The sequence below is a fragment of the Thiocystis violacea genome (assembly GCF_016583575.1).
GTDB lineage: Bacteria > Pseudomonadota > Gammaproteobacteria > Chromatiales > Chromatiaceae > Thiocystis > Thiocystis violacea.
The window spans coordinates 217,342-236,617 of sequence record NZ_NRRG01000001.1 but is presented as its reverse complement, the minus strand read 5'-3'; the positions used below and the strand labels follow the sequence as shown (position 1 = coordinate 236,617).

Here is a 19,276-nt window from a genome sequence, read left to right as displayed (position 1 = left end):
TAAAACCTGTTCCTGGATCGCGAGTGCTTGCAGGATATCTGGGTGCGCGGCGCGCCGACCCAGGAAGGGCTTCTGCTCATGCTCCAGAGCTGGTGCCAGCAGGCCGAGGCGACCGGTATCCAGGCGCTGGAAGGCGCGCGCCACTCACGCCAATACGCTCAGTTCCCCATCAACGCGGGTCGGAAAAATTCGGGTCGCGCCAGGGCGGCGCGGTGAATTTCCTGGTTGTAATACTGGGTCTCGAAGGATTTGCGCTCGATATCCTGGACGCGGAAATCCTCAAGGCTCGTGCCCTTGCCGGCCATGGTCGCGCTCCACCAGCCGGAGGGATAGATGGGCTGGGGGAAGAAGAGGGTTCGTGTCTCGCTAAAGCCGGCCGCGCGCATCGCCTGGTGCATCCCGCTCAGGATGTCCATGTGCAGGAGCGGTGACTCGCTCTGCTGAACGAGGATTCCGTTCGCCCCCAGCGCGCGCCGGCACTGGGCGTAGAAATCGCTGGTGAAAAGCCCGACGGCCGGTCCGACCGGGTCCGTGCTGTCGACGATGATGATGTCGAGGCCGCCCTCGGGGGCGTCCTGGATCCAGCGTACCCCGTCCTCGAACAGGAGTCGGGCGCGTGGATCCGCGTTGGATTCGGTCAGCTCGGGGAAATAACGTTCGGCGAGTCGGGTGACGGCCTCGTCGATGTCGATCTGCACGGCGGATTCCACCTCGGGGTGCTTGAGCACCTCGCGCAGGGTTCCGCAATCCCCGCCGCCGATGATGCAGACGTGCCTGGGGGCCGGGTGGGTGTAGAGCGCCGGATGCGACATCATCTCGTGATAGAGAAAGTTGTCGCGGGTCGAGAGCATGGTGCAGCCGTCGATGACCATGAGATGGCCAAAACCCTCGGTGTCGAGGATCTCGATGCGCTGGTAAGGGGTCTGCTCCTCGTGGAGCCTGGCGCGGAGCTTGAGCGAGAAGGCGCTCCCCGTGTCCCCCGCGATTTCAGAGAACCATTGATTGGGGTCGAGCATGGCGGATATCCCGTGGAGAATGAGGGCCGCCATTATGGGTAAAGGGGCGTGACGGTCACAAGCGCGGCTCGGATAAGGGGACCATCGCCCCTTGCGAGCCAGCGGGCGGGGATGGGGCTACTTGGCGCGATCGTCCAGGTTCGCCGGACAGAGAACCTCGCGCATGATGCCGATGAGTTCGAGCAACTGGGTGTTACGAATCCGGTAATAGATCCGGTTGGCCTCCTTGCGGGCCACCACGATGTTCTTGTTCCTGAGCTGTTCGAGGTGCTGCGAGATATTGCTCTGCGAGGTTCCGGTACGGTCGACGATCTCGCCGACCGACAGTTCGCTCTTGCCGAGCGAGCAGAGGATCTTCCAGCGCAGTGGATGGGCCATCGCCTTGAGTGCGTTGGCGGTCAGGGCGGTATCCTCGTCATCCTCGGACGCGTCGGGTAAAGTGGGCTCGATCATCATCCATCCTCCTTACTTCTACTTCTAATACTCATCAGGCGCGATCCGATGCATGGCCGGTTCCGCGTCCTGCTCGACCCGAACGTACCCCGTCATATCCTTGGCGATACAGATGATATCGCCGATCCGGCCCGCGCTGTCCTTTAGGGCGGTCCGGGAAAAGAGGATGGGGACGCGCCGGCCATCGCGGGCGATGAAGCGTGCCTCGATCTTGCTCAGGGCGCCGGTGCGGATCAGCGCCTCCAGCCAAAGACCCATGAAGGCTCCGGCCTGCTCGTCCCCTTCTTCCTCGAACACGTCGCCGATCGACATGCCGAGCAGATCCTCGCTACTGTAACCCAGCATACGGCAAGCGGCCGGATTGGTCAGCTTGATGGCGCCATTCGGATCCAGAACCAGGAGCGCCTCGCCCATGTGGGTGAGGATGTTCTCAAGATATTGGCGCGCCTCGGCCAGTTCCAGCGTCCGTTCGGTGACTTTTCGCTCCAGCGTGCGGTTGAGCTCGCGTTCTTTCGCGATCAGCCGAAAGTAGGTGCTGATCTTGTTGATGAGCTGGTTGTCCTCGATCGGCTTGAGCAGATAATCGGCCGCGCCGACCGCGAAGCCGCGCTGCTGGAACTCCTCGGACTTGAAGGCGGCGGTCAGGAAGATGATGGGGATGTCGCGGGTGCGCTTGCGCAGCTTGAGCAGCGAGGCGGTCTGGAAGCCGTCCATCTCGGGCATCTGCACATCGAGGATGATGAGGTCGATGTCCGGATCCTGGTGGGTGCGATCGATCGCCTCCTGACCCGAATTGGCCTCCAGCACGGTGACATCCATGTGGGTCTCGATCAGGGTGCGCAGGGTGAAGAGGTTGTGGGCGTGATCGTCGACGATCAGGAGCTTGAACCCGGCATGGCGCGTCATGTCGTCTCCTCCTTTGGGCGACTGGCCGGCGTCCGGACCCGCGGCCCGCTGTCTTGGCTCGATGCGGCCGTCGAGCCGGCCACCGCCTGGTGGCCCAGCACCTTGGCCAGCAAGGCGGTCAGTTGATCGGGAACGATGGGTTTGGACAGGACGGCGACCGCTCCGACGCCGAGACAGCTCACGAACTGGGCCTCCGCTCCGTTCGACCCAAGAACGGCCACCGCGGGATGCGTGCCCTGGGTCTCCTCCAAGAGCGCCTGGATCGTATCACAGGTCATTTCAGCCGACACCTGAGCGGCGAGCAGCACCAGTTCGCAGCCCTCGCCCTCCTCGCTCAGGGTCTCCAGCGCCTCGTCCAGGTCGGCGGCGGTCTGGACCCGCAGGCCGCGGCGCGAGAGATCCGAGGTGAGGGCCACCAGTGTCCGGACGTCGCGCTCGATGATGAGCACCCAGCTCTCGCCCGGCCTCGGATCGCCATCGGACGGAAGCGCGGGCGCGGTTTCGTGCTCGTTCTCCTCGGCGATGGGGTCGGGTTCGGAGGTCTGGGTCAGAACGGCCTCGTGCGGAACGCCGCTCTTGGCCCCGTCCGCCGAGAGCGGCAACATCAGGGAGAAGCGCGCGCCAGCACCGGGCGCGCTCTCCACCTCGATCCAGCCGCCGAGCAGGGTCGCCAGCTCGCGGCTGATGGACAGACCCAGTCCGGTGCCGCCATAGCGGCGGCGGGTCGATCCGTCGGCCTGCTGAAAGGCCTCGAAGATGATCTCCTGCTTGTCGCGCGCGATCCCGATGCCGGTATCGATCACGCTCAAGGCCACCGGGTACTCGGGATCCTCGCGTGCCTCGACCTGGATGAGCACCTGCCCCCGGTCGGTGAATTTGATGGCATTGGAGAGAAAATTCTTGAGGATCTGGCGCAGCTTGCCCCGATCGGTACGCAGACGGGTCCGGGCGCGCGCATCCACGGCCAGGGCCAGCGTGACCGGCTTCCCGGCCAGCAGGGGGCCGCAGAGTTCCATCAATTCCTCAAGCATGGGTTTCAACTCAACCCAATCCAGCGTCACGCTCACATGACCGGCCTCGATCCGCGAGATGTCGAGGATGTTGTCGATCATGGCGCGCAGATCCCGGCCCGCCTCGTGGATCACCTGCGCCTGGCGGCGCTGGGCCGGATTCAGGCCGCTGCTGTCGGCCGCGAGCATCTTGGAGAGGAGCAGGATGGAGTTCAGCGGGGTGCGCAGCTCATGGCTGACGTTGGCCAGGAACTGGGATTTGTAGCGGTTCGATTTCTCCAGCTCGCGGGTATGCGCCTGGGCGGAGCGCAGATGCTCAGCGTGGGTCTCGGCGAGCGCGGTGAGTTGCTCGCCCAGTTCACGGATCTCGCGCGGCCCGCCCCAACTGAAGCGCAGCGGATGACCGTCGCGCAGGATGCGTCCGATCCCGCCGGTCAGCTCATGGCCGAAGTGTTCCAGCCGCTTGGCGATCGAGCGCGCCACCACCATGACCACCAGCACCAGCAGCAGGATGATGGAGAGCACGCGCACGATCAGCTCGTCGCGGAAGGCGTCGATCGGCGAGGGATCGACCAGCCGCCCGACCCAGAGCGGGAAGCCGTCCTCGGTCAGGAACATGGGCACCCACAGCATCTGTCGCCCCTGACGGCCTTTCCAGAGCGCCAGTTTGCCCTCGACGAACATCTCGGCGAGTCCGGGAAAGGTCTCGAACGCCTCGGGCTGACCGTTGGCCGGCTGGCCGGGACGCAGATAGCTTCCGTCATGATTGACCCAGAGGGTATCGCGGTAGGATTGGGCGAGACCGCCGACGTCGATGGTCAGCACCACCACACCTGGCGGGGGTTCGGCGCCATCCCCGCCGATCTGACTCACCAGGTTCAGGGTCATGAGCTGACGCGGATCCTCGCCCCCGGCCTTGGAATCGACCCGAATGCGGCTGACCATCACGGTGCCGGGCGGGCTCTCCAGTCCGGCGGCGAGAAACTGCTGGTTCGGAACCTGGGGTGGCTGGGGGGTCGGTCGCCATTCCTGGGTGCGGGCGTCGCGCGCCAGCCAGAAGCGCTCTAGGCCATCGTCCCCGACGAAGAGGATCTGGATGACGTCGCGCTGATCGGAGAGGATCTGATTGATCCAGGAGGTATAGCGGGCGCGCGCGACATCGATCTCGTCCGCCTCGCCCTGCTCGCCCATGATGAGGCCGGGTTCGGGCAACTTGGCCAGGAGCCGGATCATCTCGTGACGGCTCGCCAGATGCTGGTCCAGATCGCGGAAGTCGGCGCGCAGATTCTGGAGATAGGCGCGTTGATAGAAGAGCTCGGTGCGGTCCAGCACCAGGGGCAGATTGATGAGTGCCGCCAGGATCAGCGGCATCAACCCGAAGGTCAGCAGGAACAGCAGGATGTAAGCGCGCAGATGCAAGCCTTGCGCGCGCGCCTGGGCCATGTCGTCAGAGGGCTCGGACCATTTCGAGCACCTGTACCGCGTGTCCCTTGGGCTTGACATCGTAGAGGGCGTGGCGGATCAGCCCCTGCTTGTCGACGATGAAGGTGGAACGCACGATGCCCATGCGCTTCTCGCCATGGGCCTCCTTTTCCCGCCAGACGTCATAGGCCTCGCACGCCTCGCCGTCGGTGTCCGCGAGTAGATGGACGGTGAGTCCGTATTTGTCGCGAAAGGCCCCGTGGCTCCCGCAACTGTCCCGGCTGATCCCGATAATCTCGGCCTCGGCCGCGTCGAACTCGGATTGCAGGTCGGTGAATTCGAGCGCCTCCATGGTGCAGCCGGGTGTGTCGTCCTTGGGGTAGAAATAGACCACATAATGCCGGCGACCCATGAGCGCCTCCAGATTCACCCGTTCCATGTCGGCATTTGGGAGGGCGAGGGTTGGGGCTCGATCGCCAGGTTGCAGCATCGCGGGTGCTCCGGGGTTGGGGTTGGTGACCGGAATGTAGGCATGCCCGACCTAGCCGTCAACCACCAGGCCCGCGTGCCCCGCATCCTCCTCGCGCTCGCTGGCTGGAAGTCGGACGCTGGCGATGGTTCCGCCACCCGGACGCAGACCGATGCGCAATTCCATCTGATTGGCCAGCGCCAGTTGGTGCGCCACCGCGAGACCCAGACCGGTCCCGCCGGTCCGGCGATTGCGCGACGCCTCCAGCCGATAGAAGGGCCTGAGCACGGCCTCCCGCTCCGCCTCCGGAATCCCCGGCCCCCGGTCAAGCACGAAGATCAGAGGGCGCGATGACTGTCCGTCCAGATGCACCTCGACCGCCTCGTGGCTGTACCTCAAGGCATTTTCCAGCAGATTGCCGACGATGCGCCGCAGCGCCAGCGCATCCACCCGATGATGGCGGACAGGGCCGCGCTCCCAGATGACGCGGGGCCGCCCGGCGACCAGATGCTCCAGCAGGGCGCCAAGCTCGACGTCCTCGCGACGCCCCGCGCCCAGGTTCTTACCGAACTCGACGGCCTGGGTGATGAGGGCGTTCATCTCGTCGATGTCGCGCTCCAGACGGGCCACCAGATCGGGCGGTGTCGCCTCCGGCAGCATGGCCACGGCCAGGCGCAGACGTGTCAGGGGGGTGCGCAGATCGTGCGAGATGCCGGTCAGAAGCATGGTGCGATTGGCCAGGAGTTCCCGGACCTGGCGGCTGGTTTCGTTGAACTGGCGCGCCAGGTTCACCAGTTCCAGGGGACCGGTCTCCGGCAGTTGGTTGGGCGAGAAGCCGAGCGCCACGTCCTCGGCGGCCTTGGCGAGCCGCTTCAATGGCCGCGAGACCCGTCCGGCCAGGATGAGCGTCGCGATCAGGATCAGGCCCACCGCGACGACGAAGATGATGGTCAGGCCGCGCAAGGGTTGGGTTCCGAGGCGACCGCGCGGGAAACCGACCCAGAGAACCTCTCCGCCCACATCGATCGCGGCCCAGAACCAGCGTTCGCCGTTCGCCAGACTCGTCACCATCTCGACCGGATGGGCGAGTCGTTCGGACAAGGCACGCTCGACCTGCGACAGGTAGGGGAAGAAGTACCGCGCCGCGTTCGCCAGTGGGCGCTCCTCGGCGAGCCGGATTCGATACTCGCTCGCCAGTCCCGAGCGGTATTCCTCCCGAAGCGCGGGTGGCAACTGATCGAGTGTGCGCGCGGCCAGGACCATGATGCTCGCGAGGTCCGAGGCCGACCGCTGGGCCACCGGAATCAGGGTGTAGGCGACGATGGCGATCGAGGTCACCAGGGCGAATGAGCCGAAGGTGAGAATCAGGGTGAGCAGCGCGCGGCCGAAGAGCGTCGCGGGAACCAGACGTCCCAGCCGGCTCATGAGTCGCCCGTGGGCGTGAACATATAGCCCTTGCCCCAGATGGTGCGGATATAGCGCGGGCGTTTGATCTCCGGCTCGATCTTGGCCCGCAGCCGGGCGATCTGGACGTCGATGCTGCGATCGAAGGGCGAGCGCTCGTAGCCCTTGAGCAGATCCAGCAGACGGTCCCGATCCAGCACCCGATCCGGGTGCTCGACCAGTACTTGCAGCAGACCGAACTCGCCGCTGGTCAGCCCCACCCGTTGGCCGTCGCGCCGCAGCTCGCGCAGCAATGGACTCAATCGATAAGGGCCGAAACGGATCACCTCCTCGTCCACGTCCTCCTCGCGCGCGGGCGAGGCGTGGCGCCGCATGACGGCCCGGATGCGCGCCAGCAACTCGCGTGGATTGAAGGGCTTGGACAGATAGTCGTCGGCGCCGACCTCCAGACCGACGATGCGATCCACCTCGTCGCCACGCGCCGAGAGCATGATGATGGGGATGTCGGTCCGCGCGCGCAGCCGCCGCGTCAGGGTCAGTCCATCCTCGCCCGGCAGCATGAGATCCAGAATGACGAGATCCGTGGTCCGCGTCTCCATCCAGGCATCCATCGCCTGACCATCCTCCGCCACCGCCACGCTGAAACCCGCGCGCTCCAGATAATCGCTCAAGAGCGCGCGCAGGCCGGCATCGTCATCCACGACCAGGATTCGCAGGGGTTGTTCAGACATGGACGCGCGGACTCCGGTGTGGCACGGGGATCATCGAAACGGATTGATAGAAACAAGTTGTTACAACATTAGCAGATGCCGAAATACTCTGTTCCTGCCCCTCTTGTAAACTCAGGGCTGAAAAAAGACCGTCTGCTCGACCAAGCGAAAGCCCTAGCCTCACTTGTGTTCCAAGGGTTCCGGAGCAGTCATTTTCCAGTGGAACACGGAGACGAGCACATGAGTTTCGACGCCCTCACCATCATGGGGATTTCCGCCAGTATCCTCTGCGCCGGCCTTCTGATCGCCATCATCAAACGCAACGATTCCGGCCTCCGTCGCGGCGAGCCCGAAACGGCGCCAGAAGACCGGAGTTCATTCGATTCAAGGCCGTAATCACGAGCCATTTTCCGAGCAGCAAGCCAATTAGGTCGCCACGGCGGACACACACCCTGCCGTCGCGGCCTTTTTTTGTGGCCATCAATCCAGGTTTGACAGGCGGGGACCAGATTCCTAGCATCCGCGAACCCTGTTCCAGCCCGGTCTCCGACAGATGCCTCGACTCACGCCCTTGCATTGGCTCGCACTCGTCGTCTTCCTGTTCTTTTACGGCTTCACCGTCTTCGCCCTGACCCGGGACTATTATCTGCGCCATCCCTCGCAACCGTCGGCGACAGCGGCGGCGCCGGGTCGATCGACCCAGGCCGCGGGGCCCACGATCGCAACCAGCGCCATCCCGGAATCCATCACCGAGACCAACCCGGTTCTGCTTCACCAGCAAGCCGACGAGCTGTTCATGCAACGGCGCTATCCGGAGGCCGCCCAGGTCTATCGGCGCATCCTGGAGCTGAACCCGGAGGACGCGGAGGCCCACAATGATCTTGGGCTCTCGCTGCATTACGTCGGCGATCAGGCCGGGGCGCTCAAGCACCTGCGCGACGCGGTCGACAAGGGGCCGGATCTGCCGCGTCCCTGGCTGACGCTCGGTTTCGTCAACCTCCAGGCCGGCAACATAGCCGAGGCACGCCAAGCGCTTGAAAAGGCGCGCGACCTGGATCCCGCGAGCGATATCGGTCAGGAGGCGATCCGCCTCTTGGGGCTGGTGAAGGAGTAGCCGCGCCCGAGCGCGCCGCTCACCGCCGGGCCATGGCCACGGTGTAGTGCGCGCCCTGCTTGAGCTTGTCGTAATTGCCGAACACCTCGGTCAGGTTACGCTTCATGTACTGGCGCAGACCGTTGATGGTGACGAGATAGAGGCGACCGCCGGGACGCAGCCGCTCGTGGGCGTCGTGCAGCAGGATCGCCAGCAACTCCTTGCCGACCTTGGCCGGGACGTTGCTGGCGATTAGATCGAAGGTCCGGCCCGCTTCCATTCGGTCGAATCCATTGGCGAGCCTGGCCTCGGCGTTGTCGAGTCCGTTCAGACGCGCGTTCTGGTTGGCATAGTCGACCGCGACGAAATCCTTGTCGACCATCAGGGTTCGGCCCTGGGGGGCGAGCGCCGCCATGGCGAGCCCGATCGGCCCGTAGCCACAGCCGAGATCGAGACAATCCTCATCCGGATCGAGGCTCAGATGGTCGAGCAGCAGCCGGGTTCCCTCGTCGATCTCACGCGGCGAGAAGAGTCCCCAGGTGCTGTGCAGGCTCAGGGTGCGACCGCCGAGCACGGCGGAAAACTGGATATCCCGCCGCAGACCGGCGAGTTGTTCGGGTGTCAGCATGTTTGATGTTTCAATCCACGCCCGGCCAAGCCGGGCGATAGGGCACGGAAGAGGTTAAGCCTCTCCCGTGCGGCATTATCCCCCTGAAGGGGGAGGTTTCAACCGGGAGATTTCGATGAAGGCATCGGGTCAGCCCGTAGCGGAGCGGGATCCGCGCGCGGCGGATCCGATGCACCCACGGCGGACAGGGTTTGAAATCGGATGGCTGGGTTACACTCGGGTCTCGCGCCAGACCTCACGGAGACCAGGCCGCACAGCATGTCCGATCCGGCCGGCAGGCTCAACATCCAGTTACGGCGAACGCCCCAGGGGCTCGCCTGCGCCATCCGCTCGACCCGGCCGGTGACCGCCGCCTCCATGTTCGCGGGGCGCTCGGTGACCCAGACCGCCACCTTGCTGCCCATGCTCTATTCCATCTGCGCCAAGGCCCAGGCCAGCGCCTGCGCTAGCGCGCTGGAATCGGCGACCGGGCTCGTGCCCACCGACCCCGTCCGGGCGGCGCGTGGGATCCTGGTCAAGATCGAAACCATCCGCGAGCATCTCTGGCGAATCCTTCTGGATTGGCCGCGACTCTCGGGCGACTCGCCCGACCAGGCGAGCACGGCGCTTCTGCTGGCGCGGGTCAAGGCACTCCTGACCCTGGTCGATCCGGATGGCGATCTCTTCCAGCCTGGAGTCCAGGCGGTCGGCTTCGACCGCGACGCCGCGCTCGAGCGGCTCGACGAGCTGGACGCCCTGGTCGCTCGGGCCGTCCTGGGAATGACGGCGGATCAATGGCTGGAAGCGATCGCGCGCCCGGATGATCTCGTCCGCTGGATCGGGACGACCGAGACCAGTGCCGCCCGTCTGCTCCGGACCCTGTCCGCCGCCGGGGAAGCGTCGCTCGGCCAGTGCGAGAGCCACGCCTTGCCCGAACTCGACCCGCGGGCGCTGAGTGCGCGTCTCCTGGCCCCGGACGCGGCCGACTTCCAGGCGGCGCCGAGCTGGGACGGATGCCCCCGCGAGACCAGTCCTTTCACCCGTCAGGCCGATCATGAGCCGATGCCGGCGCTCGTCGCCCGGCATGGGAACGGGCTGCTGCCGCGCCTGGTCGCCCCACTGCTTGAGGTGGCGCGGCTCCTTTCGGAAGTCCGGGCGACCTTGACCGAAACGATGCCGGCGTCCGAGGATCCGCGCCGCGCCGCGCCGGGAGTGGGCCTCGGTCGAGTCGAGGCCGCGCGGGGACGGTTGGTGCATCTGGCGCGGGTCGAACAGGGGCGAATCCTGGATTACCGCATCCTGGCGCCGACCGAATGGAACTTCCATCCCGAGGGACTGCTCGCCAAGGCCTTGTCTGGTCTGCCGATGGCCGACGAGGGGCGCCTCGCGCGATGGGCGGAGCTTCTGATCCTCTCGACCGATCCCTGCGTCGCCTACGATCTTCTGATCGCGCCCAGCGCTTCATGCCATGATCCCGTGCAAGGGTCGGAACCATAGCCGAACCGCCAGGCGCGCGACCACCCAAGCCACCGATTGAACCGAGGTTTCTCCAATGTGTCTCGCCATCCCCGCCAGAATCACCCAGATCGATCCCGCCACGAACACCGCCGAGGTCAGCCTTGGCGGCATCAGCAAGGAGATCTCGCTGGCCCTGATCGTCGACGCGGCCGTCGGCGACTATGTGCTGGTGCACGTCGGCTACGCGCTGAATAAGTTGAGCGAGGAGGAGGCCGAGCAGACCTTGCGGCTCATCGAGGAAATGGGGCGGCTTATGGACGAGGAAACCGAATCCAGGGCCGATAGCCCAGCCCTGGGGGCGCGGCCATGAAATACGTCGACGAGTTCCGCGATCAAAGGCTCGCGCGCGGCCTGGCGACCGCCATCGCCGCCGAGGCCGATCCGGCGCGCCAGTACCGTCTGATGGAGTTCTGCGGCGGCCACACCCACGCCATCTTCCGCTATGGCGTCCAGCATCTGATGCCGCCCAACCTGCGTTTCATCCACGGTCCCGGTTGCCCCGTCTGCGTCCTGCCCATGGCGCGTATCGACCAGGCCATCGCCATGGCCACCCAGCACCAGGTTACGCTCTGCACCTATGGCGACCTGATGCGGGTGCCGGCGAGCGGGCGCATGAGTCTGCTCAAGACCAAGGCGGCGGGGGCGGACATCCGCATGGTCTACTCCACCCAGGATGTCTTGCGGATCGCGCGCGCGGAACCCGAGCGCCAAGTGGTCTTCCTCGCCATCGGCTTCGAGACCACCACTCCGCCCACGGCGGTCGCGATCAAAACGGCGCGGGCCGAGGGACTGACCAATCTCTCCTTCTTCTGCAATCACGTCCTCACCCCCTCGGCGCTCCACACCATCCTCGCGACCGCCGGCCCCGAGGGGGTTCAACTCGACGGCATCCTGGGTCCATCCCACGTCAGTACGCTGATCGGCAGCCGTCCCTATGCCTTCGTCCCACGCGAATTCGGCGTCCCGGTCGTGATCGCCGGCTTCGAGCCGCTGGACGTGATGCAGTCCGCGCTGATGCTGGTCCGTCAGATCAACGAGGGGCGGTGCGAGGTGGAGAACCAATACAGCCGCGCCGTGACCGAGGAGGGCAATCCCAGGGCGCTGGAATTGATGGCCGAGGTCTTCAAGATCCGCCCGAGCTTCGAGTGGCGCGGACTCGGCTTCCTGCCCGAGAGCGCGCTCGCCCTCGCCGACGCCTATGCCGATCTGGACGCCGAGCGCCGCTTCCCGGTCAGCCTTGGCGAGAGCCGTGAGGTCAAGGGCTGCGAGTGTCCCGCGATCCTGCGCGGCGTGAAGCAGCCGACCGACTGCAAGCTGTTCGGCACGGTCTGCACCCCCGACAACCCCATGGGCTCCTGCATGGTCTCCTCCGAGGGCGCCTGCGCGGCCTATTGGGGCTACGGGCGTTTCCGGGACCAGCAAGGCGCGCGGGCCTCGGCCTGATCCCGGCGGACGCCGCGGTCTGGGGTTGCATCGCCCCTGATCGGCTGGCAGATTGGGGTCGGCCTTCAACCATGACCTGCTCGAATGGGTCGTCCCCCTGATGCCGGCCCAAACCGCCGCCATCGCCACCCTGGTGAAACTCCTCTGACATGACGACCAATCCCCGCTTTCCCGTCCGGCTCGACCTCAAACAGGGCACCGTCGACATGAGCCACGGCGCTGGCGGTCGAGCCATGGCCCAGCTCATCGCCGAACTCTTTCAGCATTTCCTCGACAACGAGCTGTTGGCCCAGGGCAACGATCAGGCGCTCTTCACGCCCCCGCCCGGTCGTCTGGTGATGAGCACCGACGGCCATGTGATCTCGCCGCTGTTCTTTCCCGGCGGGGATATCGGATCGCTGGCGGTGCATGGGACCATCAACGACGTCGCCATGGCCGGCGCGCGTCCGCTCTATCTCGCGGCCGGTTTCATCCTGGAAGAGGGGTTTCCGCTCGCGGATCTGGCGCGCATCGTCGAGAGCATGGCCGCGGCCGCGAATGCCGCCGGCGTCCCGGTCGTCACCGGCGACACCAAGGTGGTCGAGCGCGGCAAGGGCGATGGTGTCTTCATCACCACCACCGGGATCGGGGTGGTGCCGGAGGGGCTCGCGATCTCGGGCGACCAGGCGCGACCCGGCGACGCCATCCTGGTCAGCGGGTTCATCGGGGATCACGGCGTCGCCATCCTGTCCAAGCGCGAGAACCTGGGCTTCGGCACCGAGATCCAATCGGACTCGGCGGCCCTGCACGAGCTGGTCGCGACCATGGTCGCGGCGGTCCCGGACATCCATTGTCTGCGCGACCCGACGCGGGGCGGTCTCGCCACGACCCTGAACGAGTTCGCCCACCAGTCCCAGGTCGGCATGCGGATCCGCGAAGAGGCTATCCCGATGCGTCCCGAGGTCGCGGCCGCCTGCGAACTGCTCGGACTGGATCCGCTCTACGTGGCCAACGAGGGTAAGCTGATCGCCATCTGCCCCGGAGCGCGCGCCGAGACGCTGCTCGCGGCCATGCGCGGGCATCCGCTCGGAAGCGCCTCCGCCATCATTGGCGAGGTGGTCGCCGATCCGCTGCATTTCGTGCAGATGGAGACCCGTTTCGGCGGCGGTCGCGTCGTCGACTGGCTCGCCGGCGAGCAGTTACCGCGTATCTGTTGAGGAGGATCCGCCGGCGCGAGTCGCCGCGATCCAGACCAGCCCAGGACGACACGACTGGATCCGTCCACTGGTTTTGTACTATCGTTCGGCTCCCGCAACGATAATTGATAATTCGCAAGAGGACAGAGGCATGATCGCAAGACTCGTGATGACAGCGGCATTGGCCCTGCTCGGCGCCGGCATGACGATCGCCATGGCCAGTGACATGGGTACGCCCGACGAGGCCAAGGCCATGTCCCTGAAGGCGCAGGCTGCGGTGAACGCGATGGGCGGCGAGAAGGCGTTCGCCACCTTCGCCGCCGATGACGGCGGTTTCAAGGACAAGGATCTTTATGTCTTCTGCATGGATCTCGAGGGCGTGATGCTGTCGCACGCGGTCAAACCGGAGCTGGTCGGCAAGAATCTGCTCGGCTTCGACAAATACGGGGACGAACTCTTCAAGAACATGATCGCGGTCGCCAAGGCGAGTGGCGAGGGCTGGGTCGATTATAAGTGGCCCTACCCTGGCTCGGACGAGATCCGCGACAAGACCAGCTATGTCATGACCAACAACGAAGGGTTTTTCTGTGGCGTGGGGGCTTACAAATAGCCGTTCGGCAGGATAAAGGGTAAACACCGCCTTGGGCGGTGTTTACCGACAAACTGCCTTGGTCTCTCCGATTCCCTTGGCGTCATCCGATCGAGGGTCCAGTCGATCCCATGGCCTCCTGATCCGTGGATGGACCAGGGGCAGGATGGCCTGGGTCCATGCATGGGTGAGCCGATTGCCGAATCGATCGATGAACGGCAACTCACCTCGCCTTATTCCTCCGGCGCCTCCGGAGATTCCTCGGATGGTTCGACCAGTGCCGGCGGATGATCCCTCTCGGCCCTGGCGACATTCATGATGTTCTCCTGGCCGCGCTCGTCGGTCTGGCGAAAATACTCGACCAGCTCGCGCTCTCGGGCCGAAAGCGGATCCGTGTCGTCGAGACACATCAGATAGGTTGGGGTGACGGTTCCCAAGGCGATCGACAACTCTTGGGCTTCCTCCAGTCCCATTCTACGAATTCCCTGCTCGTAGTTGCTGATGCGGGATTTGGAGAGCGAGTTGGTTCGGCTCGAGAGGTCGGAGAGGCTGAGCTTTTGCTCTTGCCTGGCCGCGCGTAAGCGTTGGCCGATGCGTTTTGTAAGATCCATAGTGGTGTTGAGGTTAACAAGCCTATGTAGTTAGAGGTTCACACTGTATTTAGAAGACGTTGGCCGAACCTACCCGATCGATCGGGTGAGGTACACGTCCTTGGTGTGAGGGCTCAAACATCGATTTGCCATCCGGTACGGACACATCGGTATCCGCGGATTTTGGCGCTAGACAGGCTTCGAGGGCTGCTCAGCCCAGGAAGGCATCTTCCCATTCGGCGTCGCCGACAGTCTGCGGCTGCGGCTCGACGACCCGATCCGCGAAGGCGCGATCGAGCGTCTTGATGAAGCATTTGGTTTGAGGGGACAGGAATTTCCCGCGCCGCTGCACGATGCCATAGCTGCGCTTGGGGAAATATTGTCCGATTGGGATCATGCCCAGATTCTCTTCTCCCGTGAGACAGACATCGGTCACGATCGAAATGCCGAGACCAAGCTCGACGTACTTCTTGATCACTTCCCAGCCACCCGCTTCCATGGTGACCCGATAGCCCAGGTTGTGCTGCTTGAAGACCAGATCGACCAGCCGCCAGGTGCTCAGATGGCGCGGCGGAAGGATCAGGCCATAGGGCGCGATCTCCTCCAGCGTGACCGTTGTCTTCTCGGCGAGCGGATGGTTCTTGGGCGTGATCAGGGTCGGCTGATAGGTCACGAACGGCCGATAGGTGATGTCATCCGGGATTTCCATCATGGATCCCACGGCCAGATCCGCCTCGTCGGCCCGGAGCATGGCCAGTCCATCGCGTCCGGTCACGTTGTGCAGCTTCAGCTCGATCCCTGGATACTGCTCGACAAAGGCGCTGATCGGATCGGGCAGGATATAGAGAATGGTCGATTCACCCGCCGCGATATTCAGTACGCCCTGATCCACCCGACCACACTGGGTCGCGAAGGCCTCGTGGAGCTTGTCCATGCCCTCCACCAGGGGCTCCGCCATCTGAAACAGCAGATCGCCCTCCGGTGTCAAGCGTATCTTGGGGCCGCGGCGCTCGAACAAAACCGTCGAGAATTCGCGTTCGAGCGCCTGAATCTGGAGCGATACCGTTGGCTGGCTGAGAAAAATCTTCTCCGCGGCGGCGCTGACGCTGCCGGTTCTCGCGGCATGACAGAAGGCGCGCAGCTGCTTGAGTCGATTCTGCTTGTAGTGAATCTGGGAGCCTGAGCCCACGGTCATTCCCATCCGCTGCCTGATAACAAAAAATGATGGTATACCACAGATGCCATTGATAAAAGCAATATCAACTGCATGGTCAGCAAAATAAAAGCCATACGGTCGTTTTCTGCTACCTCGGTCACATCAGTGCTCGTCGATCTGCCGAAGAATGTTGCGCGCGACGTTGCGCTGATCGGCATCGCCCTCCTCGAGCACCTGATAGAGCAACTGACGCGCCGCCAGGTCGTTATTCAGTTCGCGCAGTCGATTCGCGCGTCTGATCTTGTCCTCGACCGGATCGATTCCCGCCTCCCCTGGCGCGGTCGCCGACGGTCCCGAGCGACCGGGACGATCGGCCTCCTCGGCATCCATCTGGTCGAGTTCGGCCTCCATCTCGTCGTCCGTCAAGGGCCGCCAGCGGTCGGGGTCATCGAAAGCGGGCGAGAGTTCGCGCCCGACCTCGCGCGGAGCGGCACCTGGCCCGACTGGGGCTAGGATCCGGCTTGACGCGGGTGGCGCCCCGGCCTGTTCGTCGTCGCGCTTTCGTTGGCGCAGCATCAGCCGCGACAGCAGAATGCCAAGCTCGAACAGCATCCACATGGGCACGGCGAGCAGGGTCTGGGAGAAGACGTCCGGAGGCGTGAGGAACATGCCGATGACGAAGGCCCCGACGATCACGTAGGGACGCTTGCTCGCGAGATCCTCGGGGGTCACCACGCCGATCTGCACCAGGAGAATGGTGGCGATCGGAATCTCGAAGGCGACGCCGAACGCGAAGAAGAGCGTGAGCACGAAATCCAGGTAGGAGGAAATGTCGGTCATCATGGCCACGCCTTCCGGCGTCGTGGCGGCGAAGAAGCCGAACACGAGGGGAAAGACGAGGTAATAGGCGAACGCCATCCCGACGTAAAAGAGCAGGATGCTGGAAACCAGCAAGGGGATGGCCAGTCTTTTCTCGTGCTGATAGAGCCCCGGCGCGACGAAGGCCCACAACTGGTACAGCAGATAGGGCATGGCGAAAAAGATCGCCGCGACCAGCGCCAGCTTGAAGGGCGCGAGGAAGGGCGAGGCCACCTGGGTGGCGATCATGGTATTGCCTTCGGGCAACTGCGCCAGCAGGGGTGCGGCGACATAGGCATAGATGTCGTTCGCGAAGGGGAACAACACCAGCACGACCAGGCCAATGGCGATCAGCATGCGGATCAGGCGATCACGCAGTTCGACCAGATGCGAGATGAATGGTTGCTCGGCGCCCGGATCGTCGGGCGGCATCGCGGAAGACATGATTTAGGCCCTTATTGACCAGTGTTGAGGACGCCCGAGGAGGCGCGGCCCTGGCGGTTCATCCGATTGTCGTCGCTGGGCGGCGATGGCCGCCTGGGGACTCGGCGCATGACCGGCTCAACCCGGTCGATTCGCCTTCTCCTCCAGCCCGGAGAGTCCAAAGCGCCGCTCCAGCTCGGCGAGCACCTGACGCGGCCCCAGCCCCTGATGGGCGAGCAGGACCAGGGTGTGGAACCAGAGATCCGCGACCTCGGACACGACCCGCTCGGGAACCCCATCCTTGGCCGCCATCACGGTTTCGGTGGCCTCCTCGCCGATCTTCTTGAGGATGGCGTCCAAGCCCTTGGCGTAGAGTCTGGCGACATAGGAGGAATCCGGGTCGGCCGATTTCCGCGCCTCGAGAACCTCGGACAGGCGCTCCAGGGTGTCATTCATGGCGCCCCTCTCCACTCAAGCCTTCGCGTAGATGGCATCGGGATCCTTGAGCACGGGCGCGATCTCGACCCAGTCGCCCGCCTCGTCCAGTTGCCGATAGAAGCAGTTGTGACGCCCGGTGTGACAGGCGATCCCGCCCTTTTGTTCGACCTCCAGGAGCACGACATCCGCGTCACAGTCGATCCGGATGGCGTGCACGACCTGCTGATGACCGGACTCCTCGCCCTTGTGCCAGAGCCGGGCGCGCGAGCGCGACCAGTAGACGGCATGGCCGCTCGCGCGCGTGAGTTCGAGCGATTCCCGGTTCATCCAGGCCATCATGAGAATGGTGCCGGTCCCGCGTTCCTGGGCGATAGCGGGCACCAGCCCGTCCGGCCCCCATTTGATGGCTTCAAGCCAAGCGTCGTTCATGGTGATGTTCCGCGATGGATTGGGTGACTCGGGGTGGCGACCGGTCAAGCGTCCGCGCTCAGACGGTCGGCCAGCTTCTGGCCCGTGGCGAAGTCCAGCGTCCCCTCGTAGATCGCCCGACCGGTGATGGCGGCGGTGATACCGCTTCCCGCCGCCTCCGCCAGGAGCCGGACATCCTCGATGGTGGTGATGCCGCCGGAGGCGATGACCGGTACGCGAATGGCCGAGGCCAGGGCGCGGGTCGCCTCCACATTGGGGCCGGTCATCATGCCGTCGCGTCCGATGTCGGTATAGACGATGGCCGCGACGCCATCGTCCTCGAAGCGCCGGGCCAGTTCCTCGACCCGATGGGGGGTGATCTCGGCCCAGCCATTGATCGCGACCTGTCCGTCCCTGGCGTCGAGTCCCACCATCACATGTCCCGGAAAGGACCGGCAGGCGCGCGCGACGAACTCGGGATCCTTCACCGCCTGGGTCCCGATGATACAGAAGGCGACCCCGGCCTTGAGATAGGCCTCGATCGTCGCCTCGTCGCGGATGCCGCCACCGACCTGAATCGGCAGCTCGGGATAGGCCGCCGCGATACCGCGAATGGCCGAGCCATTGACCGGCTCGCCCGCGAAGGCACCGTTGAGATCGACCAGATGCAGCCGGCGCGCGCCCTCGCGCACCCAGCGTCCGGCCATCTCCACCGGGTCGTCGGAAAAGACGGTCTCGTCGTCCATGCGGCCCTGACGCAGCCGCACGCAGCGGCCATCCTTCAAATCGATCGCGGGAATCAGCAGCACGGGATAGGTCTCTCGTCGGTCTTCATCGGTGGTCGGTGGGGCAAACTCGTTCGGGATCCGCGTGGCGGCAGATCGATCGGCGCCTCTTAGAGCGCACCCTTGGTGGATGGGGTGATTCCGGCCATGCGCGGATCCGGCTCGACGGCCATGCGCAGGGCGCGGCCGAAGGCCTTGAAGATGGTCTCGGCCTGATGATGGGCGTTGGTTCCGCGCAGGTTGTCGATATGCAGGGTCATGCCCGCATGGTTGACCAGCCCCTGAAAAAACTCCTGGAAAAGATCCACGTCGAAGGTGCCGATGACGGCGCGCCTGAACTGGACCTCATAGACCAGCCCTGGACGGCCGGAGAGGTCGACCACCACCCGCGAGAGCGCCTCGTCGAGCGGAACATAGGCCTGGCCGTAGCGGCGGATCCCTTTCTTCTCGCCCAGCGCCTTGGCGAGCGCCTGCCCCAGGGTGATGCCGACATCCTCGACCGTGTGATGGGCGTCGATGTGCAGATCGCCGCTCGCCTGGATATCGAGGTCGATCAGACCATGACGCGCCACCTGATCGAGCATGTGCTCCAGGAAGGGGACGCCAGTTTGGAAGTTGGAGCGGCCGCTGCCGTCCAGATCGAGTGCGACGCGGATTTGGGTTTCGAGCGTGTCACGCTCGATCTGGACCCGGCGGCCAGGGATCTCGGAAGCCATTGGTTCAGGGTGTCTCGGCTGTAAAGCCGCATTAAACCACAGGCTCGCCCTGGATCATAAGTCTCGCGCCCGATCGAACGGGCGCGG

Annotated in this window: 23 protein-coding genes; 8 read left to right on the top strand and 15 right to left on the bottom strand. The window is 64.7% G+C overall.

Features of this window, described 5'->3' with window-relative positions; all coding sequences use genetic code 11:
• Nucleotides 1-27: 27 nt before the first annotated feature.
• On the top strand, nt 28-216 hold the full coding sequence (locus tag CKO27_RS01070; protein WP_200372905.1) for a DesA/ISL3 alpha bundle tail domain-containing protein: 189 nt from the start codon (nt 28-30) through the stop codon (nt 214-216).
• Here CKO27_RS01070 and speE read toward each other — a convergent pair.
• The 7 genes from speE to CKO27_RS01035 all read right to left on the bottom strand — a co-directional run bounded on the left by speE (nt 159) and on the right by CKO27_RS01035 (nt 7,411).
• Complete coding sequence (speE, locus tag CKO27_RS01065) at nt 159-1,016, bottom strand: polyamine aminopropyltransferase (RefSeq protein ID WP_200372903.1); 858 nt, start codon at nt 1,014-1,016, stop codon at nt 159-161. The genes CKO27_RS01070 and speE overlap by 58 nt on opposite strands.
• A 117-nt stretch (nt 1,017-1,133) precedes the next feature.
• Nucleotides 1,134-1,472: an ArsR/SmtB family transcription factor gene (locus CKO27_RS01060; RefSeq protein ID WP_420825808.1), complete on the bottom strand. Its 339-nt coding sequence runs from the start codon at nt 1,470-1,472 to the stop codon at nt 1,134-1,136.
• A 21-nt stretch (nt 1,473-1,493) separates the two neighbouring features.
• Nucleotides 1,494-2,375, bottom strand: a complete 882-nt coding sequence (locus tag CKO27_RS01055) for an ATP-binding response regulator (RefSeq protein WP_200372901.1) — start codon at nt 2,373-2,375, stop codon at nt 1,494-1,496.
• Nucleotides 2,372-4,828 carry an ATP-binding response regulator gene (locus tag CKO27_RS01050; protein WP_242470658.1) on the bottom strand — a complete coding sequence of 819 codons (2,457 nt, stop codon included), beginning with the start codon at nt 4,826-4,828 and terminating at the stop codon, nt 2,372-2,374. Before CKO27_RS01050 ends, CKO27_RS01055 begins: the two co-directional genes overlap by 4 nt.
• 4 nt (nt 4,829-4,832) lie before the next feature.
• Nucleotides 4,833-5,297 carry a peroxiredoxin gene (locus CKO27_RS01045; RefSeq protein ID WP_200372899.1) on the bottom strand — a complete coding sequence of 155 codons (465 nt, stop codon included), beginning with the start codon at nt 5,295-5,297 and terminating at the stop codon, nt 4,833-4,835.
• 51 nt (nt 5,298-5,348) lie between these two features.
• Nucleotides 5,349-6,701: an ATP-binding protein gene (locus CKO27_RS01040; protein WP_200372897.1), complete on the bottom strand. Its 1,353-nt coding sequence runs from the start codon at nt 6,699-6,701 to the stop codon at nt 5,349-5,351.
• Nucleotides 6,698-7,411: a response regulator gene (locus CKO27_RS01035; RefSeq protein ID WP_200372895.1), complete on the bottom strand. Its 714-nt coding sequence runs from the start codon at nt 7,409-7,411 to the stop codon at nt 6,698-6,700. Before CKO27_RS01035 ends, CKO27_RS01040 begins: the two co-directional genes overlap by 4 nt.
• A gap of 219 nt (nt 7,412-7,630) precedes the next feature.
• On the opposite strand from CKO27_RS01035, the gene CKO27_RS01030 reads away from it, so the two are divergent.
• Nucleotides 7,631-7,786, top strand: a complete 156-nt coding sequence (locus CKO27_RS01030; protein WP_200372893.1) for a hypothetical protein — start codon at nt 7,631-7,633, stop codon at nt 7,784-7,786.
• A 157-nt stretch (nt 7,787-7,943) separates the two neighbouring features.
• Complete coding sequence (locus CKO27_RS01025; protein ID WP_200372891.1) at nt 7,944-8,504, top strand: tetratricopeptide repeat protein; 561 nt, start codon at nt 7,944-7,946, stop codon at nt 8,502-8,504.
• A 19-nt stretch (nt 8,505-8,523) separates the two neighbouring features.
• On the opposite strand, the gene CKO27_RS01020 is transcribed toward CKO27_RS01025, so the two are convergent.
• On the bottom strand, nt 8,524-9,111 hold the full coding sequence (locus CKO27_RS01020; RefSeq protein ID WP_200372889.1) for a class I SAM-dependent methyltransferase: 588 nt from the start codon (nt 9,109-9,111) through the stop codon (nt 8,524-8,526).
• 258 nt (nt 9,112-9,369) lie between these two features.
• On the opposite strand from CKO27_RS01020, the gene CKO27_RS01015 reads away from it, so the two are divergent.
• The 5 genes from CKO27_RS01015 (at nt 9,370) to CKO27_RS00995 (ending at nt 13,836) form a co-directional block, all read left to right on the top strand.
• Nucleotides 9,370-10,587, top strand: coding sequence for a nickel-dependent hydrogenase large subunit (locus CKO27_RS01015; protein WP_200372887.1), 1,218 nt, complete (start codon nt 9,370-9,372; stop codon nt 10,585-10,587).
• 55 nt (nt 10,588-10,642) lie between these two features.
• Nucleotides 10,643-10,918 (top strand): HypC/HybG/HupF family hydrogenase formation chaperone, encoded by a 276-nt coding sequence (locus CKO27_RS01010; protein ID WP_200372885.1) that lies wholly within the window; start codon nt 10,643-10,645, stop codon nt 10,916-10,918.
• Nucleotides 10,915-12,051 (top strand): hydrogenase formation protein HypD, encoded by a 1,137-nt coding sequence (gene hypD, locus CKO27_RS01005; protein ID WP_200372883.1) that lies wholly within the window; start codon nt 10,915-10,917, stop codon nt 12,049-12,051. The genes CKO27_RS01010 and hypD overlap by 4 nt, the downstream gene beginning before the upstream one ends.
• Nucleotides 12,052-12,200: 149 nt before the next feature.
• On the top strand, nt 12,201-13,247 hold the full coding sequence (hypE, locus tag CKO27_RS01000) for a hydrogenase expression/formation protein HypE (protein WP_200372881.1): 1,047 nt from the start codon (nt 12,201-12,203) through the stop codon (nt 13,245-13,247).
• A 130-nt stretch (nt 13,248-13,377) separates the two neighbouring features.
• Nucleotides 13,378-13,836, top strand: a complete 459-nt coding sequence (locus CKO27_RS00995) for a cache domain-containing protein (RefSeq protein WP_200372879.1) — start codon at nt 13,378-13,380, stop codon at nt 13,834-13,836.
• Nucleotides 13,837-14,048: 212 nt separating this feature from the next.
• Here CKO27_RS00995 and CKO27_RS00990 read toward each other — a convergent pair whose 3' ends face one another.
• From CKO27_RS00990 to hisB, 7 genes are all read right to left on the bottom strand, one after another.
• Complete coding sequence (locus tag CKO27_RS00990; RefSeq protein ID WP_200372877.1) at nt 14,049-14,426, bottom strand: helix-turn-helix domain-containing protein; 378 nt, start codon at nt 14,424-14,426, stop codon at nt 14,049-14,051.
• A gap of 190 nt (nt 14,427-14,616) precedes the next feature.
• A complete protein-coding gene (locus tag CKO27_RS00985; RefSeq protein WP_200372875.1) occupies nt 14,617-15,600 on the bottom strand; it encodes a LysR family transcriptional regulator in 984 nt (327 codons plus the stop codon).
• Nucleotides 15,601-15,723: 123 nt separating this feature from the next.
• Nucleotides 15,724-16,863 carry a twin-arginine translocase subunit TatC gene (gene tatC / locus CKO27_RS00980; protein WP_200372873.1) on the bottom strand — a complete coding sequence of 380 codons (1,140 nt, stop codon included), beginning with the start codon at nt 16,861-16,863 and terminating at the stop codon, nt 15,724-15,726.
• A 117-nt stretch (nt 16,864-16,980) separates the two neighbouring features.
• The gene (locus CKO27_RS00975) at nt 16,981-17,298 is read right to left on the bottom strand and encodes a phosphoribosyl-ATP diphosphatase (RefSeq protein ID WP_200372871.1); all 318 of its coding nucleotides are present in this window, start codon (nt 17,296-17,298) and stop codon (nt 16,981-16,983) included.
• A 15-nt stretch (nt 17,299-17,313) separates the two neighbouring features.
• Nucleotides 17,314-17,709, bottom strand: coding sequence for a phosphoribosyl-AMP cyclohydrolase (gene hisI, locus CKO27_RS00970; protein WP_200372869.1), 396 nt, complete (start codon nt 17,707-17,709; stop codon nt 17,314-17,316).
• Between the two features lie 44 nt (nt 17,710-17,753).
• On the bottom strand, nt 17,754-18,497 hold the full coding sequence (gene hisA / locus CKO27_RS00965) for a 1-(5-phosphoribosyl)-5-[(5-phosphoribosylamino)methylideneamino]imidazole-4-carboxamide isomerase (RefSeq protein ID WP_200372867.1): 744 nt from the start codon (nt 18,495-18,497) through the stop codon (nt 17,754-17,756).
• 86 nt (nt 18,498-18,583) lie between these two features.
• Nucleotides 18,584-19,189, bottom strand: a complete 606-nt coding sequence (gene hisB / locus CKO27_RS00960; protein WP_200372864.1) for an imidazoleglycerol-phosphate dehydratase HisB — start codon at nt 19,187-19,189, stop codon at nt 18,584-18,586.
• Nucleotides 19,190-19,276: the final 87 nt, after the last annotated feature.